This window comes from Streptomyces abikoensis (assembly GCF_014648775.1).
Taxonomy (GTDB): Bacteria; Actinomycetota; Actinomycetes; order Streptomycetales; family Streptomycetaceae; genus Streptomyces; species Streptomyces abikoensis.
The window spans coordinates 141,651-158,078 of record NZ_BMRT01000002.1; the positions used below are offsets into that span (position 1 = coordinate 141,651).

16 protein-coding genes are annotated in these 16,428 nt (G+C 73.2%); 10 read left to right on the forward strand and 6 right to left on the reverse strand.

Annotation, left to right across the window (positions count from 1 at the left end; all coding sequences use genetic code 11):
- The first annotated feature begins 17 nt into the window (after nt 1-17).
- Complete coding sequence (locus IE096_RS07535) at nt 18-929, forward strand: LysR family transcriptional regulator (protein ID WP_229820028.1); 912 nt, start codon at nt 18-20, stop codon at nt 927-929.
- A 25-nt stretch (nt 930-954) separates the two neighbouring features.
- Here the strand turns inward: IE096_RS07535 and IE096_RS07540 are convergent, their stop codons facing one another.
- Nucleotides 955-2,343: an MFS transporter gene (locus IE096_RS07540; protein ID WP_189449947.1), complete on the reverse strand. Its 1,389-nt coding sequence runs from the start codon at nt 2,341-2,343 to the stop codon at nt 955-957.
- Between the two features lie 87 nt (nt 2,344-2,430).
- Here IE096_RS07540 and IE096_RS07545 point away from each other — a divergent pair, with 87 nt between their 5' ends.
- The 8 genes from IE096_RS07545 to IE096_RS07580 all read left to right on the forward strand — a co-directional run bounded on the left by IE096_RS07545 (nt 2,431) and on the right by IE096_RS07580 (nt 10,215).
- Entirely contained in the window at nt 2,431-3,363 is a 933-nt protein-coding gene (locus IE096_RS07545) for a LysR family transcriptional regulator (protein ID WP_189449948.1), read from the forward strand.
- 133 nt (nt 3,364-3,496) lie between these two features.
- Nucleotides 3,497-4,264, forward strand: coding sequence for an antibiotic biosynthesis monooxygenase (locus IE096_RS07550; protein WP_189449950.1), 768 nt, complete (start codon nt 3,497-3,499; stop codon nt 4,262-4,264).
- Nucleotides 4,265-4,481: 217 nt separating this feature from the next.
- The gene (locus tag IE096_RS07555; protein WP_189449952.1) at nt 4,482-5,840 is read left to right on the forward strand and encodes a condensation domain-containing protein; all 1,359 of its coding nucleotides are present in this window, start codon (nt 4,482-4,484) and stop codon (nt 5,838-5,840) included.
- Between the two features lie 95 nt (nt 5,841-5,935).
- Nucleotides 5,936-6,823 (forward strand): diiron oxygenase, encoded by an 888-nt coding sequence (locus IE096_RS07560; RefSeq protein WP_189449953.1) that lies wholly within the window; start codon nt 5,936-5,938, stop codon nt 6,821-6,823.
- Nucleotides 6,807-7,082 carry a phosphopantetheine-binding protein gene (locus tag IE096_RS07565; protein WP_229820029.1) on the forward strand — a complete coding sequence of 92 codons (276 nt, stop codon included), beginning with the start codon at nt 6,807-6,809 and terminating at the stop codon, nt 7,080-7,082. The genes IE096_RS07560 and IE096_RS07565 overlap by 17 nt, the downstream gene beginning before the upstream one ends.
- The gene (locus IE096_RS07570) at nt 7,072-7,935 is read left to right on the forward strand and encodes an aminoacyl--tRNA ligase-related protein (protein ID WP_189449954.1); all 864 of its coding nucleotides are present in this window, start codon (nt 7,072-7,074) and stop codon (nt 7,933-7,935) included. The genes IE096_RS07565 and IE096_RS07570 overlap by 11 nt, the downstream gene beginning before the upstream one ends.
- Before the next feature lie 73 nt (nt 7,936-8,008).
- The gene (locus tag IE096_RS07575; RefSeq protein ID WP_189449955.1) at nt 8,009-9,028 is read left to right on the forward strand and encodes an agmatine deiminase family protein; all 1,020 of its coding nucleotides are present in this window, start codon (nt 8,009-8,011) and stop codon (nt 9,026-9,028) included.
- Complete coding sequence (locus IE096_RS07580; RefSeq protein ID WP_189449956.1) at nt 9,025-10,215, forward strand: MFS transporter; 1,191 nt, start codon at nt 9,025-9,027, stop codon at nt 10,213-10,215. Before IE096_RS07575 ends, IE096_RS07580 begins: the two co-directional genes overlap by 4 nt.
- Before the next feature lie 40 nt (nt 10,216-10,255).
- On the opposite strand, the gene IE096_RS07585 is transcribed toward IE096_RS07580, so the two are convergent.
- A complete protein-coding gene (locus tag IE096_RS07585; RefSeq protein ID WP_189449957.1) occupies nt 10,256-11,356 on the reverse strand; it encodes a calcium:cation antiporter in 1,101 nt (366 codons plus the stop codon).
- Between the two features lie 135 nt (nt 11,357-11,491).
- Between IE096_RS07585 and IE096_RS32265 the strand changes: the two genes are divergently transcribed.
- Nucleotides 11,492-11,569, forward strand: coding sequence for a hypothetical protein (locus tag IE096_RS32265; RefSeq protein WP_472926819.1), 78 nt, complete (start codon nt 11,492-11,494; stop codon nt 11,567-11,569).
- A gap of 33 nt (nt 11,570-11,602) precedes the next feature.
- Here IE096_RS32265 and IE096_RS07590 read toward each other — a convergent pair whose 3' ends face one another.
- The 4 genes from IE096_RS07590 to IE096_RS07605 form a co-directional block, all read right to left on the reverse strand.
- A complete protein-coding gene (locus tag IE096_RS07590; protein WP_189449958.1) occupies nt 11,603-12,796 on the reverse strand; it encodes a saccharopine dehydrogenase family protein in 1,194 nt (397 codons plus the stop codon).
- 43 nt (nt 12,797-12,839) lie between these two features.
- Complete coding sequence (locus tag IE096_RS07595) at nt 12,840-13,637, reverse strand: 3-hydroxybutyrate dehydrogenase (protein WP_189449960.1); 798 nt, start codon at nt 13,635-13,637, stop codon at nt 12,840-12,842.
- Between the two features lie 16 nt (nt 13,638-13,653).
- On the reverse strand, nt 13,654-16,020 hold the full coding sequence (locus tag IE096_RS07600; RefSeq protein ID WP_189449962.1) for an Orn/Lys/Arg family decarboxylase: 2,367 nt from the start codon (nt 16,018-16,020) through the stop codon (nt 13,654-13,656).
- Nucleotides 16,021-16,168: 148 nt separating this feature from the next.
- Entirely contained in the window at nt 16,169-16,399 is a 231-nt protein-coding gene (locus IE096_RS07605; protein ID WP_126912667.1) for a hypothetical protein, read from the reverse strand.
- Nucleotides 16,400-16,428 lie beyond the last annotated feature (29 nt).

Below are 16,428 nucleotides of genomic sequence, written 5' to 3' on the forward strand. Positions count from 1 at the left end.
ACGGGGGAGACAGGCCGATGCAGTCCATGCAGCTGGGGTGGCTCCGTACCTTCGTCTTCGTCTACCGGCGCGGTTCGTTCACCCGGGCCGCGCGGGAGCTCGGGCTGTCCCAGCCGGCGGTCACCCAGCAGATCCGGGCGCTGGAGACGAAGCTGGGCAGACAGCTCTTCGAGAGAATGCCGGAAGGGGCGCGTCCCACTCCGGCGGCCGAGACCCTCATCCGCGAGGTGGAGTCGCCCATCGACACCCTGGGGCTGGTCACCGACCGGCTCACCGGCTGTTCCCAGGCGGTGGCGGACCGGCCCGTGTTCCTCGGCGGGCCCAACGAGCTGCTCACCACCCGGGTGCTGCCCGCCGTCGGCGAGCTCGTGCGCGGCGGGGTGCGGCTGCGGTGCGGGTTCGGGCCGGCCGACGCGCTGCTCCAGGAGCTGTCGGACGGCCGGTTCGACCTGGTGCTGTCCACCAAGCGGCCGCGGTCGCGGGCGTTCTCGGCGATCGCGCTCTTCGACGAGGAGTTCGTGCTGCTCGCCTCGCCCGGGCTGCGCGCGGAGATCCCGCTGGACCGGCTGGCCGGCGAGGGCCCCGCCGTGCTGGAGAAGTACCCGGTCATCGCCTACGCGGAGTCGCTGCCCATCGTGCGTCGCTACTGGAGCAGCGTCTTCGACGCCACGCCCGGGACGGTGCCCGCCGTGGTGGTGCCCGATCTGCGGGGCGTCCTGGCGGCCGTGCGTGCCTCCGCGGGAATCTCCGTCCTGCCCACGTACCTGTGCGGGGACGAACTGGCGCGCGGTGAGGTGGTGCCGCTGCTGGAGCCGGAGATCCCGCCGATCAACACCATCTACCTCACCACCCGCGCGGGCGGCCGGCACCAGCCTCACGTCCAGCTGGTGCACGGCCGGTTGCTGCTGAAGGCGCCGCTGTGGGGCTGAGCCGTACCCGTCGCCGCATGTGTGCTCACGCGGGCTTCGGACGGGCCGCGGCCACCAGGGCCAGCGAGAGGACGGCGCCGACGGCCAGCGTGACGCCCGAGGCGTGGAGGGTGGCCTGGGTGCCCAGGACCGCGACGCCCAGCGCGGCGCCCGCCTGCCGGCAGGCGTTGAGCGCACCCTGGCCGGTGGCGGCGTACCGGGCGGGGGCGGCGGCCGCCATGTCGGCCGTGGCTCCCGGGATGGCCAGGGTCGAGCCGAAGGCCAGCAGCACCTGCGCGACGGTGATCAGGGCGAACGGGGAGTCCTGCGAGCAGAACGCGAGCGCCGTGCCCGCGGCGGCGTCCAGCCCCAGCCCCGCGTACAGCACCGGCCGGGCGCCCCAGCGCGCCACGATGCGGCCGGTGAAGTACGGCATGAAGCACATGGGCAGGGTCATCGGCAGGAACGCCAGCCCGGTCCTCAGGGGCGAGAGCCCGCGTTCGTCGACGAGCCACTGGGTGAGGGCGAACAGCAGCCCGTAGAAGAGGAAGGACGCCATCCCTCCGGCCACCAGGTCGGCGCGGACCCGGGGCAGGCCGGTCAGCGCGGGCGGCAGGGCGGGGGCCTCGGCGCGCCGCTCGGCGAGCGCCAGCAGGAGCAGGGCGACCGCCGCGACGCCCAGCGCCGCGAGCGGCAGCGGCCGTCCCCAGCCGTCCGTGCCGGCCGCGATCAGGCCGTAGGCGAGGGTGCCCAGGGCGAGCACCGACAGCAGCATTCCGGCGCGGTCGGGCCGGGCGGCGGACTCGGGCCGCTCCCCGCTGAGCCGGCGGGCGGCCAGCAGGGCGAGGAGGGCGATCGGCGGGTTGACGAGGAACACCAGCCGCCAGCCGCCCTGGTCCACGAGCAGGCCGCCCAGCACCGGGCCCGCGATCAGCCCGACGCTGCTGAGCGCCGCCCAGGAACCCACCGCCCGCATCCGCTCCTTGGGGTCGGGGTGGAGCCGGGCCAGCAGCGCCAGCGAGGCGGGCACCAGCCCGGCCGCCGCGACGCCCAGCAGCGCCCGTCCGGCGATCAGGGTCCCCACGTCGGGGGCCAGGGCACTGAGCAGCGAGATCGCGCCGAAGGCGACGAGCGCCGTGCGGTAGACCCGCCGGGGCCCGAAGCGGTCGGAGACGACGCCGGCCACGAGCAGCAGTCCGGCGAAGACGACGGTGTAGGCGTCGACCGCCCAGGGCAGGGCGGCCGCCGGGGCACCGAGGTCCTCCCGGACGTCCGGGAGCGCCACGTTGAGGATCGAAGTGTCCAGGAGGACCAGGAAGTTGCCGGCGACGACCCCGGCGAAGAGCAGGCCCCGGCCGGCCGGGCGCGTCGCGGCGTGCTTCGTTCCGGACGCCGTCGGCGGGATCCGCGCGGCTCTGTCATTCGTTGTCGACATGGCCCCAAGGCTCGCGGTCCGGGGGACATCCGGCCAGGCCGGTTCTTCGATGGCCCCATCGGACTTCCCGATGGCATGCTGGGGGCCATGGACTCTCGCTATCTCAGGGCCTTCGTGGCGGTCGTGGACGCGGGCGGGATCTCGGCGGCGGCCGCCGCCCTCGGCTACGCGCAGTCCACGCTCAGCGTCCAGCTGCGGCGGCTGGAGCGGGAGTTGGACGCGGAGGTGCTGCGCCGCTCGCCGACCGGCACCACCCTCACCGAGGCGGGACGGCTGCTGCTGCCGTACGCGCGGGAGGCGCTGGAGCTGGAGGAGCGGATGCGGCGCGCGGTCGGCGACCGGGCGCCGCGGCTGCGGCTGGGGGCGCTGGAGTCGCTCGCGGTGGAGTGGCTGCCGGACATCCTCGCGGCGTTCGGGCGCGGGGCGGCGGGTCCGGGCACCGGGGCGGCGGAGGTGCGGCTGAGGGTGGCGGGGCGGGGCGTGCTCCAGGAGGAGCTGGCCGCCGGGCGGCTGGACCTGGTCTTCCTGTTCGACAACGGGGCTCCGGGCAGCGGCCCGTGCTCCGTGGTGGGCCACGACCGGACCGTCGCGGTCGCGGGCCCCGGGCACCGCCTGGCCCGGGTCCGGGGGCTCGCCCCGGAGGAGCTGCTCGAGGAGGAGTTCCTGGTGGCCGAGGCGGGCTGCACCTCGCAGATGCTCGTCGACCGCTTCGGCCGGGACCTGGCCCCGCGCGCCCGGCTGGGCATGGTCACCGGCTCCCTCGCCGCGCTCCGCCGCCTCGCCGCCCACGGCCGGGGCATCGCGCTCCTCCCCCACCTCGCCGTCCGGCAGGACCTGGAGACGGGCGAGCTGGTCGAACTGGACGTCCGGCAAGGGCTGGAACCGGTCAGCATCGAGGCCCGCTGGCGCACGGGGCTCGGCCCGGCCGAGCGCTCCCTGACGGCCCTGGTCTCCCTGGCCCGCCGCAACGCGCCCTGGGCGGCGGAGGCGTCGTTCACCGGTGTGGCGCGCTCCGCCTGACCCGCCCGGCGGCGGACGACCGCGGAAATGCGGATATTCAGCGGGCGATGCCCCCTGCGACCTCTCCTTATTTGCCGGGCCACCGGGCCGCTGCTTCACTCGGTTCCCTACCGGAGTTCAAGGGGGAATCCGCATGATCACCGTGATAGCCGAGCAGCAGGTCGTGCCGGGCCGGGAAGAGGAACTCGACGCCGTGATGGCCGGATTGCGCGCGGCCATATTGGAGAGCGAGCCGGGCTGTCTGCGTTTCGACTACGTCCGCACCGAGGAATCGCCGCTGCGCCGCCTGGTCATCGAGGAGTACCGTGACGCGGCGGCGCTGGAGGCCCATCAGGGTTCGCGTCATCTCCGGGAATTCCTGCCCCGGTTGCTGGCCTGTCTGACGGAATTCCCGAAGGTCACCACGTACCGGGGCGTGGTGCCGGTGCCGGACTCCGTGCCGGATTCCCTGTTCCACGTGGGCATGGTGGTGCCCGACCTGGAGAAGGCGGTGGCCCTCCACTCCGACGTGCTGGGCATCGAGTTCACCGAGCCGCACGTCTTCCGGATCCCCCGGCTGGAGGACCCGGACCCGCACCCGGCCGAGCTGACGGCCGTGTTCTCCCGCACGGGGGCGCCCTACTACGAGCTCATCCAGGCCGCCGGGGACGGCATCATCTCGGCCGCCCACTGCGGAAGGATCCTCTACTACGGCGTCTGGGAGCCCGACATGGACGCCCGGCTCGAACGGCTGCGGCGGCAGGGCATCGGTGTGGACGCCTACTTCCGCTCCGGGCCGGGCGCCACCCCGTTCGCCGTGATCACCGCCCCCGATCTGCTGGGCGCGCGCGTCGAGTACGTCGGCCTGGGCGACCGGCCGCCGATCGAGGAGTGGGTGCGCACCGGCCGCTATCCGGAGTGAGCCGGACGGTCCCCCGGACGATCTCCCCTCAACGATCAAGTGCGCGAGAAGTCTTGTGCCGCCGGTACCGCTCCCCAATAATGATCAACCTGCCGATCCGGCAGGAATGCTCATGACAAGCGGCGCCGACACGGGGACGGAACGACGACGTGATCTCACGACTGCACGACCCGGCGGCACACGGCTCCACCGACGCCGCGGCGGAGGAACCCGCCCGGTGAACCCCGAACGAAAACAGGCGGCCTTCACGGGCACGCGGAGCGTCGAGGCCGGCCTCACCTGGAGCCAACAGGAGATCTGGTCCCTCATCGAGGACGCGGCACCCGAGGACCACGTCTACAACGTGGTGGGCGTCATCGACGTCCCGGACGGCACGCGCCTGGACGAGGACCGCTGCCTGCGGGCCGTCTCCTTCTTCGTCTCGCGCCACGAGGCGCTGCGCACGCTCTTCCCGCGCGACCGGCACGGACGGGTCTTCCAACGGGTGCTGCGCGAGGGAAGCGTCCCTGTCGCGGTGGCGCACACGGACGGGACGGACGTCGCCGGGCCGGCCGCCGCGTTCCGCGAGGACTTCGCCTCCCGGTCCTTCTCCTACGCCGACGAACTGCCCGTACGGATCGGGCTGGTCGTCTCCGGCGGCGACGTCCGCGCGGCCGTCTACGCGTTCTCGCACATGGCCGTCGACTGGTTCGGGCTCGGCGCCCTGCTCCGGGAGGTCCGCGCTTATTTCCGCGACGGCGGGACCCTGCCCCCGCTCGCCGACGGCGCGCCGCGCCCGGCCGACCTCGCGAACCGCCAGGCATCGCCCGAGGGCGTCGCCCGGGGCGCGCGCACCCTGCGCCACATCGAGACGACCTTCGGCGGCCGGCCGCTCCTGCCCCTGCCCCCGGCGCTCGGCACACCCACGGCCGGCCCCCGGCACCACCGGGCCGCCCTGCGCTCCCCCGCCGCGAACCTCGCCACCGGCGTCGTCGCCCGGCACATGGGCCTGAGCACCACCTCGGTCGTCCTCGGCTGCGCGGCCGCGCTGCTCGCCGAGCGGACCGGCAGCGGCACCGTGGACCTCCTCCTCACCAGCTCCCAGCGCTTCGACCGGGACCTGCGGCACATGGTCGCGACCCTGATGCAGGAGGCGTACTTCTCCGTCGACGTCACCGGCGCGGCGGACGTCTTCGAGGTCGTCAAGCGCTCGTGGCGGGCGTCGATGATCGCCTACCGGAACGCGGGCTGCGCCACCGACGCCCTGACCGAGCTGCTCGGCCGCCTCGGGGACGGGCCCGACGCCCCGCTGCGGCTCTCCCACTGCTTCAACGACAAGCGCGGCCGGACCGAACCCGTCCCCTTCTCCCCCGGAACGGACCCCCGGGACCTGCTGGGCGACTCCACGCTCACCTGGCTCCCGGTCACCGAGCGCGAGCCGTTCTACCTCGTCGTCGACGAGGACGGCGACGCCATGGAGTTCTCCCTGACCTGCGACGCCGCGCACTTCGCGCCGGCGGACACCGAGGGTTTCCTCCGGGCGCTGGAGAGCTCCCTCCTCACCGCGGCCGGCCGCGTGCCCGCCGCCGGCGGCTGACCACCACCCGCCGCACCGACTTTCCGAATCCCCCACGCAACACCACCCATCGCGAATCCTCCGCCGTCCTCCGGGCGGCCAGTCAGAGGTGCACCATGAACGACGCCGGCAGCGGCGCCATGCTCGCGCGGCTCTCCGAGAAGTCGCGGCACGACCACTACAACCCCTACACCCGGTTCTCCTGGCCCGACACGGTCCCCGAGGACTCCTGGTGGATGACCCCCGAGTACCTCACCACGCACGGCACGGGCCTGGTCGAGGACGAGAGGATCCTCAAGGCGCTCGCCCGCCGGGAGACCGTCAACTTCTTCAGCCTCCACGTGCACGGCATCCGCGAGCTGATGATCGGGGTGTCCCAGCGCATCCACACCCCCGACTTCGCCGACTACAACGAATACCTCCACCACTTCCTCGGCGAGGAGAACGCACACATGTGGTTCTTCGCCGAGTTCTGCTACCGCTACGCGGGCGGGATCTACCCGGAGGCGTACTCCCCGGTGCGGGGCGAGGGCTTCGGCCCCGCCTGGGAGGACGTCGTGGTCTTCGCGAGGATCCTGATCTTCGAGGAGATCTTCGACTACTTCAACAGCCGCCTGGGCAAGTCCGCCGAGATCCCCGCGATCCTGCGGGAGATCCACGCCGTGCACCACCACGACGAGAGCCGGCACGTGGCGTTCGGCAAGCAGCTGCTCAAGCACCTCTACGCGCGGGCCTGCGAGCAGGACCAGGCGGGGCCCGAGCGCCGCCTGGAGATCGAGAACTACATCAAGTCCTATATGACGTACTCGGTGCGCAGCCTCTACAGCCCCCACGCCTATCGCGACTCGGGGATGCCGAAGGCGCTGGAGACGCGCAGGGCGGCGATGACGCACCCGGTGCGCGAGGCGTTCCACAGCAAGGTGATGGCCCGCGTCGACAGGTTCTTCGTGGCAGCCGGGATTTTCCAGACCGCTTGGGGGGTCGGCAATGACGTCAGCAAGTGACAAGGCCGCGGAGACGGACGAGGCCATGGAGAAGGTCGTCGACTTCCTCCGGCGCGCCAACGACGCCACCGACGCCCTCGACTGGGACCAGGACCTCATCGAGCTGCGGATCCTCGACTCGCTCGCGTTCGTCGAGTTCCTCGTCCTGCTGGAGGAGATCACGGGGGCGCCCGTCGATCCCGGCACGATCGACGTGGAGAACTTCCGGACCCTCAACCGCATCCACGCGATGATCGGGGGTGCCGGAAGTGACCGGTGACCATCTCTTCCCGCCGGTCGACGTCGCCGACGGCTTCGTCACCCTCGGCCCCACCGCCGTCCGGCTCCGCTCCGCCCTCGACGCGGTGTTCACCGGCTGGGCCGCCGCGGCCGGTGCCGCCGAGGTCCTCTATCCCCCGCTGAGCCGCGTCGCGGACCTGGCGCGCTTCGACTACTTCGTCAACTTCCCCCACCTGGCGCTCGCGGCGGCCCCCGTGGACACCTCGGACACGAGCGGGCTGCCCCGGCACCCGGCCGCCCGCGACGAGCGGCTGCGCGCCGATCAGTTGGGCGACGCCGGGCTGATGCTCCCCTCGGCGGCCTGCTACAACGCCTACGCGGCCCTCGCGGGCGCCCGGCTGGACCGGCCGGTGAAGCTGACGACGATCGCGCAGTGCTTCCGCCGCGAGAACGAGTACACCGGGCTGCGGCGCCTCCACGGCTTCACCATGCGGGAGATCATCGCCATCGGCGACCCGGAGACGGTCAAGGACCACCTCGACACCCACAAGTCGCTCATCCTGCGGTTCGCCGACCACCTCGGGCTGAAGCTGGTGACCGAGACGGCCACCGACCCGTTCTTCGACGCGAACGGCTCCCGTGCCGTGATGCAGAAGCTCTTCCCCACCAAGGAGGAGTTCCTCAGCGGCGGCGGGCTCGCCATCGCGTCGGTGAACTACCACCGCAACTTCTTCGGCGAACGCGCCGACATCCTGGTGTCCGGCGTCCAGGCCAGCACCTCGTGCGTGGCCTTCGGCGTCGAGCGGTGGCTGCACGTGCTCGCGGGCCGCTTCGACGGCGACTGGGACGCGGCGTACGAGGCGGTGACGTCCTTCGCTCCCGTGACGGCCTAGCCGGATCCGGACCCGGCCGGTGAGCCCCTCCACGGCGGCTCACCGGCCGTCCTTTCGACTGAGGAGAAGTGTTGTGAAGCGACTGCGGATGCCCGCGGAGTGGCATCGGCACGCGGCCTGCCTGATCGCGTGGCCGACCCGGGAGGCGCTGTGGGGTGACGGTTTCGAGGGCGCCGAGCGCGACTACGCGGCGACGGTACGGGCCGTCGCGGAGTTCGAGCCCGTCACCGTCGTGGTGCCGCCCGGGCGGGCCGGCCGGGTGCGGGAGCTGTGCGGCGTGGACATCGACACCGTCGAGATCCCGCTGGACGACTCCTGGCTCAGGGCCTCCGGCCCGGTCTTCGTCCACGGCCCGGCGGGCGAACCCGTCGGCGTGGACTTCCGGTTCAACTCCTTCGGCGAGCGGTTCTTCCCCTACGACCAGGACGAGAAGGCCGGCGAGCGGCTCCTGCGCGCGCTCGGCGTGGCGCGCCGGGGCAGCATGACGGTGCTGGAGGGCGGGGCGGTCACCGTCGACGGCGAGGGCACCCTCATCACCACCGAGCAGTGCCTGCTCAACCCCAACCGCAACCCCCGGCTGGACCGGCACGACATGGAGGCCGAGCTGGGACACCTGCTCGGTGCCACGAAGGTGATCTGGCTGCCCTACGGCCATCTCGAAGGCGACACCGACGGGCACGTCGACCACGTGTGCCAGTTCGTGGGGCCCGGGCGGGTCGTCGTCGAGGCCCCGGGCGACCCCGCCGGGCCGGACCACGCGCGACTCAAGGCCAACCTCGCCGTCCTGGAGGCGGCCACCGACGCGCACGGCCGCCGCCTGGAGATCACCGAGCTGCCGCCCCGGCAGACCGTGCGCACGTACGGCGAGGACGTGGGCGTCAGCTACACCAACTTCTACATCGCCAACGGCGGAGTGGTGGTGCCCCTGGCCGGCACCGACGCGGACGCGCGGGCGCTCGCCACCCTCGCGGCCGTCCTCCCGGAGCACAAGGTCGTCGGCGTGGAGGCCCGGGCCCTCGCCCTCGGCGACGGCGGAATCCACTGCGTCACCCTGCAACTGCCCGCCGAACGCCGGGAAGCGGGAGCGTCGTGAGCACCGCCGGCAGTGACATACGCGTACCGCCGGGCGCCCTGCGCCGGGCCCACGCGGGGGTCGTCGTCACCTTCGCGCTGACCGGCGTGGTCAACGGCATCCTGGTGGCACGCCTCCCCGGGCTCGCCGCCAAACTGGGGCTGGACGCCGGAAAGGTCGGGATACTCATCCTCACCTGGGGCGTCGCGGCCACGGTGACGATGCAGTGCGTGCGCTGGCTCGTCGCCGCCGTGGGCAACCGGGCGCTGCTGCGCGTCGGCGCCCCGGCGGTCACCGTCGCGGTGGGCCTCTTCGGTCTCAGCCCCAGCTATCCGCTGCTGCTCGCGGCGGCCGCCTGTTTCGGGGTCACCTCCGGTGTCGCCGAGACGATGATGAACGCCCAGGGCAGCCTGGTCGAACGGCTCTCCGGCCGGCCGCTGATGAACGGTCTGCACGCCGGGTGGAGCACGGGGGCGGTGACGGGCGGCCTGCTGGCGGCGCTGCTGGCCGCCCTCCATGTCTCGTACACCGCCTCGGTGGTGGCCGTGGCGGTGTGCGCGCTGCCGGTCGCGCTGGCGGTGGGCGGGACGTATCTGGACGAGCCGGCCGAGGAGGAGACGTCCGAGGGGCGGCGGGGCCTGCCCGCGAGCGTCTATGTGATCGGCGCGATCTCGTTCCTGGGCCTGCTGCTGGAGGGGCTGGTCGCCGACTGGAGCGGTCTGCTCCTCCACGGCGACCTCCACGCTTCCGAGGCGCTCGCCGCGCTCGCCTACCCGGCCTTCGAGCTCGCGACGCTCACGGGCAGGCTGTTCGGCGACCGGTTGCGCGTCCGGCTCGGCGGCCGGTCGCTGCTCGCGGCGGCGGGCGGGGCGACGGCCGCGGGCGTCCTGGTGGTCGTCACCGCCGGGTCGGCCCCGGTGGCGATCGCGGGGTTCGCGCTGACGGGCCTGGCGGTGTGCGTGGTCGTCCCGCTGACGATGTCGCTGGCCGGGACGGTCGCGCCGGGACGGTCGGACGCGGCCATCGCCCAGGTGTCGGCCATGGGCTACTCGGGGCTGCTGGTGGGCCCGGTCGTCATCGGGTTCGTCGCCGAGGCGAGCACGCTGCGCACCGGGATCGGGCTGACGACGGTGGCGGCGCTCCTGATCGCCGCGGGCAGCCGGGCCGTTCCGGCGCACGACGCCCACCACCGGACGACGGAGGACTGAGACGGCGTGTGGGGGCGGCCCGGGCCGCCCCCACACCCGGTCAGGGAGTGACCGCGAGCTCGATGTAGGCGGCCAGGAGCGAGAGGTGGAGGCCGCCCTGGAGCACGGTGGCCCGGCCCGGGATGACGGTCAGGGTGCCGACGACGACGGTGAGGACGAGCAGCACCATGTGGGTGGCGCCCAGGCCGAGGACGAGCGGGCCCTCCAGCCACACCGAGGCCACCGCGACGGCGGGGATGGTCAGCCCGATGCTGGCCATGGCCGAGCCCAGGCCGAGGTTGAGGCTGGTCTGGACGCGGTCGCGGCGGGCGGCGCGCAGGGCCGCGATCGTCTCGGGGAGGAGCACCAGCAGCGCGATGACGACGCCGACGACCGAGGCGGGCAGGCCGGCCGCCGCCACGCCCGACTCGATGGTGGGCGAGACGCCCTTGGCGAGGCCGACCACCGAGACCAGGGCGACGCCCAGCAGGCCGAGGCTGACCAGGGCGACGCGGGTGGAGGGCGGGTGGGCGTGGTCGTCGCCGTCGATGACCTCGCCCTCGGCGGTCACGGGCAGGAAGTAGTCGCGGTGGCGCACGGTCTGGGTCGCGACGAACAGGCCGTAGAGGATGAGGGCGGCGGTCGCGGCGAAGACGAGCTGGGGCGGGGAGAACCGGGGCCCCGGGGTGCTGGTGGTGAAGGTCGGCAGGACCAGGCTGAGGCCCGCGAGCGTCGCGACGCTCGCGAGGGCGGCGCCCGTGCCCTCGGCGTTGAACACCGCCACCCGCCGCCGGAGGGCGCCCACCAGCAGGGACAGGCCGACGATGCCATTGCAGGTGATCATGACGGCGGCGAAGACGGTGTCCCGGGCCAGGGAGCTGCTCTTCTCGCCGCCGTCGGCCATCAGCGTGACGATGAGCGCCACTTCGATGACCGTCACCGCGACCGCCAGGACCAGTGACCCGAACGGTTCACCGACCCGGTGCGCGATCACCTCCGCGTGGTGCACGGCGGCGAGGACCGCACCGGCCAGGCAGCAGCTCACGACGACCACCAGCCCGACGGACAGTGACCGTCCCCAGGTCAGGGCCAGCACGACGGCGGCCACGACGGGCACGACGGCGGGCCAGTGGGCGAGGGGCGAGCGGAACCGTTTCGTCATGCCCCAAGCTTCGCAGATGACCGGAAAACCCGACCAAGGCGGATTCGAACCACCATCACCGAGCGAACCATCCGCGAGGCGGATAAATTGGACGGAAGCTCCCTGGAACGGAAGCTCCCCCGGAGAGGAGGCGTCATGTCCTCGAAGCGCCGTCGCAAGAAGAAGCAGCGCCGCAAGCACGCGGCCAACCACGGCCGTCGGCCCCAGTGCTGAACCGGGCCCGGCGGCCCCGGCGCGCGGACCGCGTCAGCGCGCGTGCCTGACGCGGTACGCGAGGCCCGCGGCCGCCAGCCGCTCCAGTAGCGCGTCGCCCATCGCCACGGCGGGGGTGACCTGTCCGGCCGTCGTCGGCAGGTCGTCCAGCGCCAGGCACAGCGACGCCTCGGCGAACATCTTCGCGGTCTCGCCGTAGCCGGGGTCGCCGCCCGTGAGCTCGGTGAACACCCGCCGTCTGCCGCCCTCGCCCACGAACCGCAGCCGGAACCAGCCGCGCTCCCGCCATCGCGCGTCCGGTCCGCGCCCGGGACCGTACCGGGCCGTCAGCCACGACCTGACGGGCGGCACCTGCGCCAGGGCCGCGGCCGCGCCCACCGCGACGGGCCCGGCCAGTGCCATCGGCAGAGTCTTCACGGACGCGTAGTGGCGGTAGCGGAAGTCGGGGCCGTAACGTTCCAGCGCCTCGGCCGAGCGCCGTACGACCACCGGGTCGAGCGTGGGCAGCGGCAGCGCCCACGTGCCCGTCTCCTTGCTGAACCGCGGCGCGCCCAGCGGCGCCGCGACCCGCCGCCCGGCCGGCCGGGGTTCGTGGCGCCGCCGCTCCCGGGCGGCGGCCGCCGCCCGGTTCCGCCGGGAGAGGATCGTCAGCGACGAGGCGAGCGTGCCGCCGGAGACCAGCCCCATGGCCTGGACGAAGCCGTCGACCGTGAGCGGCACGCCCTCCGGGAGCCGCCGCACGGTGAAGTACGCCCCCAGGTCGTGCGGCAGCGAGTCGAAGCCGCAGGCGTGGACGATCCGCGCGCCGGTCTCCCGGGCCCGCGCGCCGTGGCGGAGGAACATCAGGTCCACGAACTCCGGCTCGCCCGTGAGGTCCGTGTAGTCGGTGCCTGCCTCCGCGCACGCGGCCACCAGTTCCTCGCCGTGGTGGATGTACGGCCCGACGGTCGACGCGACGACGTGCGCGGACTCCGCGAGCGCCCGCACGGCCGCCGGGTCGGACGCGTCGGCCGTGACGATCCCCAGCCCGGCGGCCCGCGCCGGGTCCACCGCCGCCAGCCGCTCCCGCAGCCGTTCCAGCTTCTTCCGGTCGCGCCCGGCGAGCGCCAGCCGGCAGGATGTCGGCGCGTGTTCCAGCAGGTACTCGGCGGTGAGCCCGCCGACGAACCCCGTGGCTCCGAAAAGCACGACGTCGTAGGGCCGTTGGGGCCCGTCCTGTCTGTTCATGGCGCCTCCGTCTCCCGTGTCCGGGCCACCTTACGCCCGCGCGTCAGTGGGCGGTCCAGCCGCCGTCCATGACGAGGGTGGTGCCGGTGACGAAGGAGGAGTGCGGCGCGCAGAGGTAGGCGACGGCCTCGGCCACCTCCTCCGGCTCGACGAGCCGCTTGAGCGCCGTGTCGCGCAGGAGGACGTCGGCCAGGACGTCCTCGACGGGCAGCGAGTGGGCGGCGGCCTGGTCGGCGAGCTGTTTCTCCACGAGAGGGGTGCGGACGTAGCCGGGGCTGACGCAGTTGGAGGTGACGCCGTGCGCGGCGCCTTCGAGGGCCACGGTCTTCGACAGCCCTTCGAGGCCGTGCTTGGCGGTGACGTACGCGGACTTGTAGGCGGAGGCGCGCAGTCCGTGGACGGAGGAGATGTTGACGACGCGGCCCCAGCCCCGCTCGTACATGTGCGGCAGGGCGCCTCGGATCAGCCGGAAGGGGGCTTCCAGCATGATGGTGAGCATCGCGCGGAAGGCGTCGGGCGGGAAGTCCTCGACGGGTCGGACGAGCTGGATGCCCGCGTTGTTGACGAGGATGTCGGCGCCGGCGGCGGCCTGTTCGGCGGCGTCGAGGTCGGTGAGGTCGAGGACCACGGCCTCGATGCTCCCGGGGAGGCCCGGCGCCTGCCGGACGAGCCCGTCGAGGCCGGCCGCGTCGCGGTCCAGCGCGCGGACGTGGGCCCCGGCGGCCGCGAGCCGTAAGGAGCAGGCCGCCCCTATGCCGCTCGCGGCTCCGGTGACGAGTGCGGTGCGTCCGTGGTGACCGGGGACGCCGGGCGGGGGTGCGGGTACGGAAGTGGCGGTCATACCCGCACCCTAGGCATCAACAGGCGGGAATGTCCTCGTCCTGGCGTACGCACTCGATCGCGTAGTCGCCGGTCTCATCGTCCACGGTGACGCCGTGGGTCTCGCTGCGGAAGCCGGGGAAGCGGCGGTCGAAGGACTCGAGCGCGCCGAGGTAGCGCAGCAGGGGGCCGTCGGCGGCGCCGATGGACTCGCCGGGCATCAGGACCGGGATGCCGGGCGGGGTGATGGTGACCATGGCCGCGGCCACCCGGTCCGCCGCGTCGGCGAGGCGGACGCGCTCGGTGCCCTGGCGGATGAGGCGCTGGTAGCACCACTGGGGCGGGACGACGGGTCGTGGCAGCTCCTGGAAGGCGGTGTCGAGGAGGCCGACGAGGTCCGCTTCGCGCAGGTGGTCGTGCATCGACCGGCACAGTTCGCGCAGGGTCGTGCCGGTGTAGCGGCGGGGGTACCGGTCCATCAGGCCGGGCAGGACGCGGTCCAGGGGCGCGTCCTCGTCGTGGAGCGCCTTGAAGTCCATCAGGGCGTCCAGCAGGGTGCCCCACTTGCCCTTGGTGATGCCCATGGAGAAGAGGATGAGCGTGGTGTAGCTGTCGGTCTTCTCCACGACGATGTTGCGGGTCGCGAGGTAGGCCGTCAGGACCCGGGCCGGGATGCCCCACTCCGCCCAGGCGCCGGTGGCGTCGATGCCGGGGCAGGTGAGGGTGACCTTGACCGGGTCGAGCCGGCAGTAGCCGTCGGCGAGGCCGGGGAAGCCGTGCCAGTCGGCGTCCGGTTCCAGGTCCCAGCACGAGGCGTGCGAGCGCAGCAGTTCGGCGGGGGCGTCGGCGAAGTCGTAACGCTCGCCGGTCGCCGGGTCGGTGACGGCCGGGGGCTGCCAGGCGCCGAAGAACCAGGCGGGGCGGTCGCCGGCCGCCGCGACGCGCCGCCCGGTACGGACGACGGCCTGGCGGAAGCGGATCGCCTCGGTGACCGCCTCGTCGACCAGCCAGTGGCCCTGCGGCCCGTCCATCATCCCGGCCGCCACGTCCAGGGAGGCGATGGCCGGGTAGAGCGGCGAGGTCGTGCCGTGCATCATGAACGCCTCGTTGAACCGCTCGTGTTCGACCGGTGCCCTCGGTGACGGCTTGACGTGGACCATCGCGCTTTGCGACAGCGCCGCCAGCAATTTGTGCGTGGACTGGGTGGAGAAGACCGTGGGACGGTCGGGCCCGTCGAAGGTGTCGGGGCCGACGGACATCCCGTAGCGCCCCGCGTAGAGGGGGTGGAAGCGCGCGTAGGCGAACCACGCCTCGTCGAAGTGGACGCGCGGGGTGCTGGGGGCGAGTTCGCGGGCGACCCGGATCGCGTCGTAGCACAGGCCGTCGTAGGTGGAGTTGGTGAGGACGGCGTATTCGGCGTGGGGTGACACCGCGCCCGGGGTGAGGGGGTTGCGGGCGATGCGGCCGGCCACGGACGCCGCCCCGATCTCCGCCGGGGGCAGCGGGCCGGCCAGTCCGTAGCCGTTGCGGGTGGGCACGAGGTAGACCGGGCGGGCGCCGGAGAGGACGAGCCCGTGGAGGACGGACTTGTGGCAGTTGCGGTCCACCAGGGCGATCTCGTCCTGGGCGACGCAGTAGTGGCCGACCATGCGGTCGGCGGTGGAGTTGCCGTGGAGGACGAAGTAGGTGCGGTCGGCGCCGAAGATGCGGGCGGCGTTGCGCTCGGCCTCGCCGATCGGGCCCGTGTGCTCGTAGAGGGAGCCGAGCTCCTCGACGGAGATCGACAGGTCGCTGCGGAAGAGCCGCTCCCCGTAGTGGTCGAAGAAGGCGCGTCCGACGGGCGACTTCAGGAAGGCCACGCCGCCGGCGTGGGCCGGGGTGTGCCAGGAGTACTCGTGCGCGTCGTCGAAGCGGCGCAGCGCCTTGAAGAACGGCGGGAGGACCGACTGGCGATAGGCGCGCGCCGCGCCGGTGATCCGTCCGGCGATGAACGCGGGGGTGTCCTCCAGCGGCCAGACGTAGCCGACGACGGTCTCCGCCACCCACAGGGGCAGCCGTTCGAGGTCGTCGTCGGCGCCGTCGGTCATCACCAGGAGCACGGGCAGGTCGGTGAAGCGCTGTCCGATCCGGCGCAGCACCGCCGCGCCGCCCGGCTCGTTCCCGTCCTTCTCCCGGTCCTTCTCCGCGGGGCCGCGCCTTCCCGGCGGGAGGTCCCAGGCCACCACGGCGGCCGCCAGTCCGGCTTCGGTCCGCAGGACCGCCCCGGCGTCGGCCCCGGTGCGGGCCCAGCGCACTTCGAGGCCGTGGGCCTCCACCTCCTCGCGGATCCTGCGCAGTTGCCCGCCCGCGGCGCCCGCGCCGAGCGGGTCCTCGTCGAGCGCGAACAGCACCGTGCCGCCCATCATGGCATCCCCCGTCTGTTGAGATGATCCGCCTGTCCGGACCACGGCAGTGTCCTGGCGGACTCCTGCCGTCGGTGCTCCTCCGGCGGGCAAACCACTCTCCGGGGCGATTTCGACGCGGCACGGCTTCAACGCGGCGCGGCGCGGTGGGTCATGAGCGCCGCATGGCCAGTTTTCCCACCACCCAGTGGCCGCACCGGGCGCACTCGGGCGCTCCCTCCCAGCTGTACGGGGGCATCACCGGGAGGTCGTGGATGCTGAAGCACTCCCGCTCGAAACCGCTCGACGTCGCACAGCGGACCACCTCGTACTCGTGGGTCCAGCTCAGTCCGCAGTGCGCGCACGCGAAGTCGACGACGTCTATGCCCTTGTCAGCGTTCATCCGCACCCCTTTGGCCTTGGTGACGCACA

What these genes read in the sequence shown, in the direction of transcription:
- IE096_RS07590 (WP_189449958.1), bottom strand. Translation starts at nt 12,796, where the DNA reads ATGAACAGACAGGACGGGCCCCAACGGCCCTACGACGTCGTGCTTTTC.
- IE096_RS07565 (WP_229820029.1), top strand. Translation starts at nt 6,807, where the DNA reads ATGACGTCAGCAAGTGACAAGGCCGCGGAGACGGACGAGGCCATGGAG.
- IE096_RS07550 (WP_189449950.1), top strand. Translation starts at nt 3,497, where the DNA reads ATGATCACCGTGATAGCCGAGCAGCAGGTCGTGCCGGGCCGGGAAGAG.
- IE096_RS07545 (WP_189449948.1), top strand. Translation starts at nt 2,431, where the DNA reads ATGGACTCTCGCTATCTCAGGGCCTTCGTGGCGGTCGTGGACGCGGGC.
- IE096_RS07605 (WP_126912667.1), bottom strand. Translation starts at nt 16,399, where the DNA reads ATGAACGCTGACAAGGGCATAGACGTCGTCGACTTCGCGTGCGCGCAC.
- IE096_RS07600 (WP_189449962.1), bottom strand. Translation starts at nt 16,020, where the DNA reads ATGATGGGCGGCACGGTGCTGTTCGCGCTCGACGAGGACCCGCTCGGC.
- IE096_RS07585 (WP_189449957.1), bottom strand. Translation starts at nt 11,356, where the DNA reads ATGACGAAACGGTTCCGCTCGCCCCTCGCCCACTGGCCCGCCGTCGTG.
- IE096_RS07560 (WP_189449953.1), top strand. Translation starts at nt 5,936, where the DNA reads ATGAACGACGCCGGCAGCGGCGCCATGCTCGCGCGGCTCTCCGAGAAG.
- IE096_RS07540 (WP_189449947.1), bottom strand. Translation starts at nt 2,343, where the DNA reads ATGTCGACAACGAATGACAGAGCCGCGCGGATCCCGCCGACGGCGTCC.
- IE096_RS07535 (WP_229820028.1), top strand. Translation starts at nt 18, where the DNA reads ATGCAGTCCATGCAGCTGGGGTGGCTCCGTACCTTCGTCTTCGTCTAC.
- IE096_RS07595 (WP_189449960.1), bottom strand. Translation starts at nt 13,637, where the DNA reads ATGACCGCCACTTCCGTACCCGCACCCCCGCCCGGCGTCCCCGGTCAC.
- IE096_RS32265 (WP_472926819.1), top strand. Translation starts at nt 11,492, where the DNA reads ATGTCCTCGAAGCGCCGTCGCAAGAAGAAGCAGCGCCGCAAGCACGCG.